The organism is Micromonospora sp. 4G55 (genome assembly GCF_016803375.1).
Map to the genome: position 1 here is coordinate 1 of NZ_JAEVHN010000166.1, position 11,137 is coordinate 11,137.

The following is an 11,137-nucleotide window of genomic DNA, read 5'->3' on the forward strand; positions in this document are numbered from 1 at the left end:
GAGAAGCCGGCCGCGCCGAGGGCGGCCTCCGCGGCCAGGTAGCGGTCCGCCGCCACGTCGTCCGACGGGTACGGCAGCTCGCCGCGCCGCATCCGGGCGGCGAGCCGGGTGCCGTCCTCCACGATCAGGGCGTACGCGCTGACGTGGTCCACCCCGGCCGCGACCACCTGGTCGAGGGAGGCGGCGAAGTCCGCCGCGCTCTCCCCCGGCGTGCCGTAGATCAGGTCCAGGTTGACGTGGTCGAACCCGGCGTCGCGGGCCTCCAGCGCGGCGGCGACCGCCCGGCCGGCGCTGTGCCGGCGATCGAGGATCGCCAGCACCCCGGGCGCCGCGGACTGCATGCCCAGGGAGATCCGGGTGTAGCCGGCCGCGCGCAGGGCGCGCAGCGACTCCGGCGTGACGGATTCGGGGTTGGCCTCGGTGGTCACCTCGGCGTCGGCGGCCAGCCCCCAGGTGCGGTCGATGCCGTCCAGGATGCGGGCCAGGTCGTCGGCGGGGAGCAGGGTCGGCGTGCCACCGCCGACGAAGACGGTGTCCACCCGGGGCGGCGGGGTGTCGCCGAGGACCCGGGCGGCCAGCGCCAGCTCGGCCAGCACGGTGTCGGCGTACGACTCCCGGTCGGCGCCGCCGCCGAGCTCGGCCGCCGTGTAGGTGTTGAAGTCGCAGTAGCCGCAGCGGCTGGCACAGAACGGCACGTGGACGTACACGCCGAAGCCGCGCGCGCCGACCGCGCTCAGGGCGGAGGCGGGCAGCGACCCGTCGACGGGGACGGTCTCGCCTTCTGGAAGGACGCCGGGCATGGCCACTAGTGTGCCCGGCATGACCTCTCCCGACCGCCTCGTGCGGGTCGCCACGGCCCGTGGGGTGACCACCCTCACCCTGGACAGCCCGCACAACCGCAACGCGCTCTCCACGCCCCTGATGACCGAGCTGCTGGCCGGGATAGCCGCGGCGGTCGCCGACGACGCGGTGCGGGTGATCGTGCTGGACCACGCCGGGCCGGTCTTCTGCTCCGGCGCGGACTTGAAGGAGACGGCCGCCGCGTACGCCGGCGGGAGCGTGCCGGCCGGGATGCTCGGCGACGTGCTGGCGGCGGTCTGGGAGTGCCCGAAGCCGGTGCTGGCGAAGGTGGCCGGGCCGGCGCGGGCCGGCGGGCTGGGCCTGATCGCGGCGGCGACCTGGCGGTCTGCGCCGAGGAGGCGACGTTCGCCTTCACGAGGTGCGGATCGGGGTGATCCCGGCGGTCATCTCCGCCACGGTGCTGCCCCGGGCTGCACCGCGCGCGGCGGCCGAGCTGTACCTGACCGGGGACACCTTCGACGGCCGGCGGGCCGCCGAGATCGGCCTGGTCACCGCGGCGGTGCCGGCGGACGGGCTGGACGCGGCGGTGGAGCGCTACTGCGCCTCGCTGGTGCGCGGCGCGCCGGGGGCGCTGGCCGGGGCGAAGGGCCTGCTGCGCCGCCCGGCCCCCACCGACCTGCGCGGCGAGATCGCCGAGCTGTCCGCCCTCTCCACCGGCTACTTCCTCTCCGACGAGGGCCGCGAGGGCGTGCTCGCCTTCCGCGAGAAGAGGAACGCCGCCTGGGTGCCGGTGGATTAGGCGCGTTTCCTTCCTTTGCTCCCGAAAATGTGAACCGGTCGGCCGACCCGGCTCGCCTTTTCGGGCACGTACGCTGGGGATGACCGTGAAACAGGAGGTGCGGGTGCGAAGTCGGGCAATTGTCGCAGTCGGTGTCGTGTTCGCGGTCGTCGCTCTTCTCGGGGTCTGGGTCGTGGTCCGTCAGCTCGGCGGCCAGCTCCGGCTCCCCGTGGCCAGCCGCACCTGCACCGTCCAGGCCGACGGCACGGTGCTGCTCGACGCCGACCAGATGGCGAACGCGGCGACCATCGCCGCGATCGGCAGCCAGCGGCAGATGCCCGAGCGGGCGGTGGTGGTCGCGCTGGCCACCGCGTACCAGGAGTCGGGCCTGCGCAACCTCTCCGGCGGCGACCGGGACTCGATCGGCCTGTTCCAGCAGCGGCCGAGCCAGGGCTGGGGCACCCCGCAGCAGATCCGCGACCAGCGGTACGCGGCCAACCGCTTCTACGCCGCGCTGAAGAAGGTGCGCGGCTGGGAGGAGATGCGGGTCACCGACGCGGCCCAGGCGGTCCAGCGGTCGGCCTTCCCGACGGCGTACCAGAAGTGGGCGGACGAGTCCGAAGTGCTGACCCGGGCCCTGCTCGGCGAGGCGACCGGCGCGGTGGCCTGCACGGTGAGCCGGACGCCGGTCATGCGGGGCGAGGCGGCCGCGGCGGCGCTGACCCGCGGCCTGACCCTGGACTGGGGGCTGCCGGGCACCGGCACGGTGGCCGCGCTGACCGGGCTCACCGTGCCCGCCGCCGATCGTCGCGACGGCTGGCGGTACGCCCACTGGCTGGTGTCGCACGCGCCCGACCACGGGGTGAAGCGGGTCCGCTTCGCCGGCCTGGAGTGGACCGCCGAGGACGGCACCTGGGCCAAGGTCTCCGACGGCCGCCCGGCCGACGGCCAGGTGCTGGCGGAGGTCTTCGCCGAGGGGTGACCTCGGCCGCCAGCTCGCGGCCCGACGCGGACGCGGTCGACCGGCGCCGCCCGGCCCGAGGCCCGGCCGGGTCCAGGGGCGGCGTGCCGGCCACGCCGGCGACGGACCTTCTCCAGCACCGACTCCGGCAGCTCGGCGGCGTCCAGCAGGCGGGGCAGCAGCTCCGGTTCGAGGTTCATCGCCCGGAACACCTCGCCGATGGTGACCCCGTGCGCGGGCCGGTCCACCACCTCGACCGGGTCGCCCACGCCGACCTCGCCCTCGCGCAGCACCCGCAGGTACGCCCCGGGCGCCGCCCGCACCGTGAACCGCTTGATCAGGTCGGGTACGCCCCAGAACCCGGCGAAGGTGGTGCAGGGGGTACGCGGCTTGGTCACCTGGAGCACCGCCGAGCCGATCGCCCACAGCTCCCCGATGACCGCCCCGGTCACGTCCACCGCCGAGGTGGTCAGGTTCTCGCCGAACCCGCCGGGCGGGACGGTGCGCCCCAGCTCCGCCGACCACCACTCGGCGTCCTCCCCCGCGTACGCGTAGACCGCCTGGTCGGGGCCGCCGTGGTGGGCCCGCTCGCCGATGAAGTCCCCGGCCACCCCGTCGGCGCGCAGCAGCACCGGACCGTCGACCGGTCGCTTGTCGATGCCGGTGCGGCCGCTCGCGTCGCCCGCCCACTCCGCCTCGGTCACCACGCCGAGGTTCACCGCCGCCAGCCTGCCCGTCATGGCGCAGAGCCTAGCCGTGGACCGGCCGGGTCCGGGGCACCCGCCGACCCGCCGTCGACGGCGCCGGCCGCCCCTCGGCGGGCGTGGGGCTCAGCCCTTGACGGCGCCGGCGACCAGCCCGGAGACCATCCTGCGCTGCACCAGCAGGAAGAAGACGACCACCGGCAGGGTGAACAGCGTCGAGGCGGCCATCACCGACCCCCACGCGGTGTCGTCCCGGCCGAAGAAGAAGGTCATCGCCACCGGCAGGGTGTACCGGTCCTGGTCGTTGACGAAGGTCAACGCGAAGATCAGCTCGTTCCAGGCGGTGATGAAGGAGAAGATGCTGGTCGCGACCAGGCCCGGCGCCACCAGCGGGAAGAGGATCCGGCGGAAGATCTGCGCCCGGCTGGCCCCGTCGATCGCCGCGGCCTCCTCCAGCTCCTTGGGCACCGCGGCCACGAAGCCGCGCAGCATCCAGACCGCGAACGGCAGCGAGAAGCCGAGGTAGGTCAGGATCAGGCTGGGCAGGGTGTTGTAGAGACCGAGCCGCTGGATCATCAGGAACAGCGGGATGACCAGCGCCTCCAGCGGGATCATCTGCACCACCAGCAGCATGATCAGGAAGCTGGTCCGGAGCGTGAACCGGAACCGGGCCACCGCGGTGGCCGCGAGCAGCGCGACCAGGCCGCTGAGCAGCACCGTGCTCACCGCCACCAGGGCGCTGTTGAGGAAGAAGTCGGCGAACGTCACGCCCGGGATCAGGTTGCCGGTGAGGATCTCCCGGTAGTGGTCCAGGGTCGGTTCGGCCGGCACCGGCCGGCGCGTCGACGAGAAGATCTCCCGGTTGGGCTTCAGCGACGTGGCGACCATCCAGTAGACGGGGAAGGCCGCGAAGAGCGCCACCAGCAGGCCCGCGCCGTTGAGGGCGACCCGCTTCACCACCGCGCCGCGCCTCACGCGTCCTCCTCCTGCTTGAGCACCATGCGGACGTAGAGACCGGTCACCACCAGCAGGATCAGGGTGAGGATGACCGCGATCGCGGAGCCCACGCCGTACTTCGGGGGCGGCGAGAAGGCCTCGGCGTACGAGTAGATGGAGAGCATGAACGTCGGCCGGTCCTGGGTGCCGCCGGCCAGCACGAACTGCTGGGTGAAGACCTTGAAGTCCCAGATGGTGCTGAGCACGATCAGGATCCCGAAGACCGGCCGCAGCAACGGGAAGGTGATCTTCCAGAACACCTTCCACGGCCCGGCCCCGTCGACCCGGGCCGCCTCGTGCAGCTCGCTCGGCACGCTCTTGAGCCCGGCGAGCACGCTCACCGCGATGAACGGGAACGAGTGCCAGACCACCACCAGGGTGAGGATGGCGAAGAAGAGCAGCGGCGAGTTGAACCAGCCGTACCCGGTCCAGTCGCTGCGGCCGAAGAGCGTGGTCGACAGCCCGTCGGGCAGCTTGTTGAACAGCCAGGTGACCAGCCCGCTGGTGTCGTCGAAGATCCACTTCCAGACGATGGTGCCGGTCAGCGCCGGGGTGGCCCAGGCGAGCATGACGCAGCTCGCCACGAAGGTGGCCATCCGCCGGCCGAGCCGGTTGAGCAGCAGCCCGACCAGGGTGCCGAGGATCATCGTCAGCACCACGTTCGCGGCGGCGAAGAGCACCGTGTTGCGCAGCACCGTACGGAAGAACGGGTCGCCGAGGATCTGCGTGTAGTTGCCCAGCCCCACCCACGGCCACTCGCGGTCGCCGCGCAACTGCCGGACGCTGTTCAGCTTGTAGAACGACATCGCCACCACCTGGCCGAGCGGCCAGAGCAGCAGCACCCCGATGACCACCACGCAGGGCAGCAGGAGCAGGTACGGCAGGCGGTCCACGCGGGGCCGCCGCCGCGCGGAGGTCTTCCGCACGGCGGCAGTCCCGGTGGACTTGGTCAGGGTGCTCACTTGGCGTTGAGAATGCTTTCCATCTCGGCGGCGGCGTCGGCGGTGGCCTGCTCGACCGTCTTCTGACCCTTCATCACCGAGCTGTTCATCGCCTGGGTCACCGTCTTGGTGCGGCTGACCTCCACCCACTTCGGGGTCAGCGGGGTGACCTTGGTGTTCTGCATGGTGGTGGCGAACGCGGCCATGATCTTGTCGTTGGCGTACTCACCGCCGCTGACCTGGTCGGAGTAGACCGGGAAGAAGTTCAGGCTGCTGGCGAAGGTCTTCGCGTTCTTCTTGTTCAGCAGGACGGTGAGGTAGTCCCACGCCAGGTCCTGCTTCTTGCTGTCCTTCCAGAGGGCGATGTCCGAGCCGCCGGCGAACGCCGGGGCCGGCTTGCCGTCCGGGCCGGGGATCGGGAAGGTGCCCCAGACCTTCTCGATGTCGGGGTTGTCCTTCTTGATGGCGCCGCCCTGCCAGCTACCGGCGAAGGCCATCGCCGCCTTGCCGGTGGCGAACTGGGTGCGGGCGTCGATCTCGTTCCAGCCGGCGGCGGCCGGCGGGGCGACCTTGTGCACGGTGACCAGGTCGGTCCAGAACTTGACCGCCTTCTGCGCCTCCGGCGTGTTGTAGCCGGACTTCCAGGTGCCGCCCTGGTTGGTGGCGATCTCGCCGCCGGCGCCCCAGAGGAACGAGTAGAAGGGCAGCTCGGAGTTGCCCGGCAGCGCGATGCCGTAGGTGCCCGGCTTCTTGGCCTGCACGGCCTTGGCGGCGGCGACCAGCTCGTCCCAGTTCGTCGGCGTCTTCACGCCGGCCTCGGCGAACCAGTCGGTGCGGTAGTAGATGGCGCGGACGCCGGCGTACCACGGGACGCCGTACTGCTTGCCGTCGAGCTGGGCGTTCTTCACCAGGTCGGGCAGGATGTCCTTGCTCTCCGCCCAGCCGGACATCTTCCCGGTGACGTCGGCGAGCGCCTCCTGGGCCGCCCAGCCCTGGGTCTCGGTGTTGCCCAGCTCGGTGACGTCCGGCCCCTCACCACCGGCGAGCGCCGCCTGGAACTTCTTCGGCGCCTCGAGCCAGGGGATGTACTGGACCACCACGTCGGTGTCGGGGTGCTTCTGCCGGAACTCGGTCTCGACGCCGTCGAGGAACTTCGTCTGGGCCTCGCTGCCCTCGCCCATCATCCAGACCGTGAGCTTGCTCTTGTCGGCCGCTTCGTCGTCGCCGGAGCCCCCGCAACCGGCGAGCACCATCGCGGCCGAGGCCACGACGGCGGTGACCGGAGCCAGCCGCTTCCACCTGTTCACGCCACTTCTCCCTCGCGCCGTCTGGCAGTAACCTTCTCTGCCGCACCCTAGTAGGAAAAATTCCTTTACGACAGGGGCGGGTTCCGGGCGAGGCGACGGTACCGCAGCCGGCGGGTCGGGGAGCAGACCCGTTCCGGGTACGCGGACGGCGCCGACCTGGAGGTCGGCGCCCGTCGAAGAGCGTTGTCGCTGCTTACCGGTGGGTGACGCTGCGGCGACGACCCACGCCGGCCACCAGGGCCACGGCGATGGCGGCCAGCACGACCTGCACCAGCAGTTCCATCCAGTCGATGCCGGCGGTCTCGGTGGCGATGCCCATGGCCCGCGCCAGCACGGTGCCCAGCAGGGCGGCGCCGATACCGATCAGCATGTGCAGCCAGATCGGCATGTTCTGCCGGCCCGGCACGATCAGGCGGCCCAGCGCGCCGACGATGAGGCCGACGACGATGGCGGTGATGATGCCCCAGACGGTGAGCTCCACGACCGTCCTCCTTCTGTAGGTATGACACACGTTGTGTGGTTCTTGGCGTGATCGATAAGGTTCCCGATCCCGCGATTTTCCAAACCGACTCCGGGAACGATCGGGACGAGAATCGCCGTCACCTGCACATTCGGCGCAGCCATCATGGTTCGCCCGCGGACGCGAGCGGGCGTCGCCGGAGTTCCGGGCGCAGCCGCGAGCGGGCGGTGGAGGCGGGATGCCGGGCCCGGACGCGAGCGGGCGCCCGCCCCCGAGGGGTACGGGCGCCCGCTGAGCGTGCGCTGCGCTGGATTACCGATGGGTGACGCTGCGGCGACGACCCACGCCGGCCACCAGGGCCACGGCGATGGCGGCCAGCACGACCTGCACCAGCAGTTCCATCCAGTCGATGCCGGCGGTCTCGGTCGCGATGCCCATGGCCCGCGCCAGCACGGTGCCCAGCAGGGCCGCGCCGATACCGATCAGCATGTGCAGCCAGATCGGCATGTTCTGACGGCCCGGCACGACCAGGCGGCCAAGAGCGCCGACGATGAGACCAACAACGATCGCGGTGATGATGCCCCAAACGGTGAGCTCCACGGTCGCCCTCCTTCTGAAGATTGAGTCACACGGTGTGTGGTTCCTGTCGTGACCGCTAGATTCCCGACCGTCCGAAAATCCAAACCGACTCAGCGAAACGGCTGTCGCCCCCCGTCGATACGCAACCCCCGCGTCGATTGCCGCGTAGCACAGCAAACCCGCAGCTCAGGCCGCATGGGCCGACACCGGGCGGGGCCGCGGCGGCCATCGGAAAATTCCCGGGTACGGTCCGGCGGCGGGCACGCGAAACGGCCGGCATCCCCGCGGGAGGATGCCGGCCGTCAGCTGTCGCGCTACTTCTTGCCGGGCGCCTTGGCGTCGCCGGAGTCGGAGGAGAGGGCGGCGATGAAGGCCTCCTGGGGGACCTCCACCCGGCCGACCATCTTCATCCGCTTCTTGCCTTCCTTCTGCTTCTCCAGCAGCTTGCGCTTACGGCTGATGTCACCGCCGTAGCACTTGGCGAGCACGTCCTTGCGGATCGCCCGGATGGTCTCCCGCGCGATAACCCGGCTGCCGATAGCCGCCTGGATCGGCACCTCGAACTGCTGGCGCGGGATCAGGCTGCGCAGCTTGGCCGCGATGCTGACCCCGTAGTTGTACGCCTTGTCCTTGTGCACGATCGCGCTGAACGCGTCCACCGGCTCGCCGTGCAGCAGGATGTCGACCTTGACCAGGTCGGACGCCTGCTCGCCGGAGGGCTCGTAGTCCAACGAGGCGTAGCCCTTGGTGCGGCTCTTCAACTGGTCGAAGAAGTCGAAGATGATCTCCGCGAGGGGCAGCGTGTAGCGCAGCTCCACCCGGTCGGCGGAGAGGTAGTCCATGCCGAGCAGGCTGCCCCGGCGGCCCTGGCAGAGCTCCATCACCGCGCCCACGTAGTCGTTCGGGGTCAGCACGGTGGCGCGCACGACCGGCTCGTACACCTCGGCGATCTTGCCGGTGGGGTACTCGCTCGGGTTGGTCACCACGATCTCCTGGCCGTCCTCGGTGATGGCCCGGTAGACCACGTTCGGCGCGGTGGAGATCAGGTCGAGGTTGTACTCCCGCTCCAGCCGCTCCCGGATGATCTCCAGGTGCAGCAGGCCGAGGAAGCCGCAGCGGAAGCCGAAGCCGAGCGCGCCGGAGGTCTCCGGCTCGTAGTCCAGCGCGGCGTCGTTGAGCTTGAGCTTGTCCAGCGCCTCGCGCAGGTTGGGGTAGTCCGACCCGTCGATCGGGTAGAGGCCGGAGTAGACCATCGGCTTCGGGTCCTTGTAGCCGCCGAGGGCCTGGCTCGCCGGGCGGGAGTTGATGGTGACCGTGTCACCGACCCGGGACTGGCGGACGTCCTTCACGCCGGTGATCAGGTAGCCGACCTCGCCGACGCCGAGCGCCTCGGCCTTCACCATCTCGGGCGAGATGACGCCGATCTCCAGCAGCTCGTGCACGGCACCCGTGGACATCATCTTGATCCGGTCGCGGGCGCTGATCCGCCCGTCGATCACCCGGACGTAGGTGACCACGCCCCGGTAGACGTCGTAGACCGAGTCGAAGATCATCGCCCGGGCGGGCGCGTCGGCGTCGCCGACCGGCGGCCGGAACTGCCGGACGATCTCGTCGAGCAGGTACGGCACGCCCTCGCCGGTCTTGCCGGAGACCCGGATGCAGTCCGCCGGGTCGCCGCCGATCAGGTGCGCCAGCTCCTCGGCGTACTTCTCCGGCTGGGCGGCCGGCAGGTCGATCTTGTTGAGCACCGGAATGATGCGCAGGTCGTTCTCGAGCGCGAGGTAGAGGTTCGCCAGCGTCTGCGCCTCGATGCCCTGCGCGGCGTCGACCAGCAGCACGGCACCCTCGCAGGCGGCCAGCGAGCGGGACACCTCGTAGGTGAAGTCGACGTGGCCCGGGGTGTCGATCATGTTGAGCACGGCCTGCTCGCCGGCCCGGTCGCCCTCCCGGATGGTCCACGGCATCCGGACGGCCTGGCTCTTGATGGTGATGCCGCGCTCGCGCTCGATGTCCATCCGGTCGAGGTACTGCGCCCGCATCTGCCGGGGGTCGACCACGCCGGTGAGCTGCAACATCCGGTCGGCCAGGGTCGACTTCCCGTGGTCGATGTGGGCGATGATGCCGAAGTTCCGGATGCGGCCGGGGTCGGTGGCACCAGGAGCGTTCGCGCCGGGATCGAGCTTCGGTGGCACAGCTGTCCGTTCTGGTCGGCTGACGTGAGCGGGCCGGCGCGCCGCCGGCCCCCTCTATGCTCCCACGTCGCTCCGGACGCGGTCCGATCACACCTGGGTGCCGCAGCTCACCGCCGGGCGGCCCACCCCCGGCCTTCCCCGGCCGGGCCGGGTCACTCCTCCCACGGCCCGCCCGGCCCGTGCCGGCGCTCGGCCCGGCGGCCTCCCCCGGTCCAGCCCGGTCACTCCTCCGGCGGCTCCACGAAGAGCGCCGCCAGCCGGGGCAGCCGGCGCCGGGCCTCGTCCTCGTCGTCGAAGTCCCAGAAGTCGTTGAGGTCGGGCACCGCGACCGGGTCCCGCTCCGCCGGCAGTTCGGTCGCGGTCGCCTTCCGGTACGCCTCCCACGGCACCGTGAGCATGTCCTCGCACTCGAACTCCTCGCCGCTGAGCGCGGCGGCCCGCACCCGGGGCAGCTCCGACAGGGAGTCCGGGTCGCCCACCGCCCGGGCGAACACCGCCCGGCCCTGGGTCATCAGCCAGCCCCGGAAGTACTCGAAACCGTCGTCCGAGGCGCCCCCGTTGATCAGGTAGGCCGCGCCCCAGAGGTCGACCCGGTAGGAGGCGGACAGCACCCGCTGCTGGTGGCGCGCGTACCCGACGATGTCCTCCGGGTCCCGCTCGGCCAGCAGGGCGACCGCGCGGGCGGCGACCGCGTCGCCCTCTCCCCCGGCGCCGGCCCGCGCCTCGTCGATCAGCTGCCAGAAGTCGTCGGTCCTCATGGCCTGGCAGTCTCCCAGACCCACTCCCGGCGGCGATCCGGCAGCGGGAACATGGCGGCGAGTCGCGGGTACCGGCGGGCCAGTTCGGCCCGGTCGTCGAGATCCCACCGCTCGTCGGCGGGGTCGGGCGAGGAACTCAGCTCCCGCCCCCGGGCCTCGACGGCCTCGTCCAGGCCCTCCTCCTCGCCGGTGACCCGCTCGTACGCCTCGTCCGCGACGTAGTCCAGGCACTCCCACTCCGGCCACTCGTCCTCCGCCCACTCGCGCGGGTGCCGCCCGGCCAGGCGACGCACCTGCGGGACGTCGGCGAGCGTGTCCGGATCGTCGGCGACCCGCTCGAAGGCCGCCCGGCCGAGCCCGACCAGCCAGGCCTGGAAGTAGTGGAAGCCGTCGTCGGAGCAGAGGCCGCCGCAGATCAGCAGCGCCGCGCCCCAGTGCCGCCAGGTGTCCACCCGGCCCCGCAGCTCGTCGAGCCGGACGGCGAAGTCCACCGCCTCGCCGGCGGGCTGCTCGGCCAGGCGGTCGGTGAGCCAGGCCAACCGCTCGTCGGGGATGGCGGTGACGGCGGCGGACCGCTCGATCAACGCCCAGAACTCGTCCATGCGCACGGAGCGGATGGTGCCAGCGCGGTACGACAGGAAGCCGGGACGGCCACGCGGC

The 11,137-nt window shown here is 71.6% G+C and carries 10 protein-coding genes and 2 pseudogenes; 2 read left to right on the forward strand and 10 right to left on the reverse strand.

Annotation, left to right across the window (positions count from 1 at the left end):
- Positions 1-800 (reverse strand): coproporphyrinogen-III oxidase family protein (locus JNW89_RS15855; protein ID WP_238449510.1); only part of this gene is annotated, 800 nt, incomplete at its 3' end.
- Between the two features lie 19 nt (positions 801-819).
- Between JNW89_RS15855 and JNW89_RS15860 the strand changes: the two are divergent.
- Both JNW89_RS15860 and JNW89_RS15865 read left to right on the forward strand, forming a co-directional pair.
- A pseudogene (locus JNW89_RS15860) lies at positions 820-1,600 on the forward strand (enoyl-CoA hydratase-related protein).
- Positions 1,601-1,697: 97 nt separating this feature from the next.
- Positions 1,698-2,561, forward strand: a complete 864-nt coding sequence (locus JNW89_RS15865) for a hypothetical protein (protein WP_238449511.1) — start codon at positions 1,698-1,700, stop codon at positions 2,559-2,561.
- A 95-nt stretch (positions 2,562-2,656) separates the two neighbouring features.
- Here JNW89_RS15865 and JNW89_RS15870 read toward each other — a convergent pair.
- The 9 genes and pseudogenes from JNW89_RS15870 to JNW89_RS15910 all read right to left on the reverse strand — a co-directional run.
- Positions 2,657-3,280, reverse strand: a pseudogene (locus tag JNW89_RS15870) (MOSC domain-containing protein); the annotation flags it as partial.
- Positions 3,281-3,370: 90 nt separating this feature from the next.
- Positions 3,371-4,204, reverse strand: a complete 834-nt coding sequence (locus JNW89_RS15875) for a carbohydrate ABC transporter permease (RefSeq protein ID WP_238449512.1) — start codon at positions 4,202-4,204, stop codon at positions 3,371-3,373.
- A gap of 11 nt (positions 4,205-4,215) precedes the next feature.
- Positions 4,216-5,202 carry a carbohydrate ABC transporter permease gene (locus JNW89_RS15880; RefSeq protein ID WP_238449505.1) on the reverse strand — a complete coding sequence of 329 codons (987 nt, stop codon included), beginning with the start codon at positions 5,200-5,202 and terminating at the stop codon, positions 4,216-4,218.
- On the reverse strand, positions 5,199-6,488 hold the full coding sequence (locus JNW89_RS15885) for a sugar ABC transporter substrate-binding protein (RefSeq protein WP_238449506.1): 1,290 nt from the start codon (positions 6,486-6,488) through the stop codon (positions 5,199-5,201). The genes JNW89_RS15880 and JNW89_RS15885 overlap by 4 nt, the downstream gene beginning before the upstream one ends.
- Before the next feature lie 193 nt (positions 6,489-6,681).
- The gene (locus JNW89_RS15890) at positions 6,682-6,969 is read right to left on the reverse strand and encodes a GlsB/YeaQ/YmgE family stress response membrane protein (RefSeq protein WP_238449507.1); all 288 of its coding nucleotides are present in this window, start codon (positions 6,967-6,969) and stop codon (positions 6,682-6,684) included.
- Between the two features lie 291 nt (positions 6,970-7,260).
- Positions 7,261-7,548, reverse strand: a complete 288-nt coding sequence (locus tag JNW89_RS15895) for a GlsB/YeaQ/YmgE family stress response membrane protein (RefSeq protein WP_210778207.1) — start codon at positions 7,546-7,548, stop codon at positions 7,261-7,263.
- A 293-nt stretch (positions 7,549-7,841) separates the two neighbouring features.
- On the reverse strand, positions 7,842-9,719 hold the full coding sequence (lepA, locus tag JNW89_RS15900; RefSeq protein ID WP_179801360.1) for a translation elongation factor 4: 1,878 nt from the start codon (positions 9,717-9,719) through the stop codon (positions 7,842-7,844).
- A 221-nt stretch (positions 9,720-9,940) separates the two neighbouring features.
- Positions 9,941-10,477 (reverse strand): DUF4240 domain-containing protein, encoded by a 537-nt coding sequence (locus JNW89_RS15905; RefSeq protein WP_238449508.1) that lies wholly within the window; start codon positions 10,475-10,477, stop codon positions 9,941-9,943.
- The coding region (locus JNW89_RS15910; RefSeq protein ID WP_238449509.1) for a DUF4240 domain-containing protein at positions 10,474-11,137 on the reverse strand (664 nt) is incomplete at its 5' end. The genes JNW89_RS15905 and JNW89_RS15910, both read right to left, overlap by 4 nt.

Excerpts from the sequence above, each read along its gene's own strand:
- JNW89_RS15905 (WP_238449508.1), bottom strand. The coding sequence starts at position 10,477 with ATGAGGACCGACGACTTCTGGCAGCTGATCGACGAGGCGCGGGCCGGC.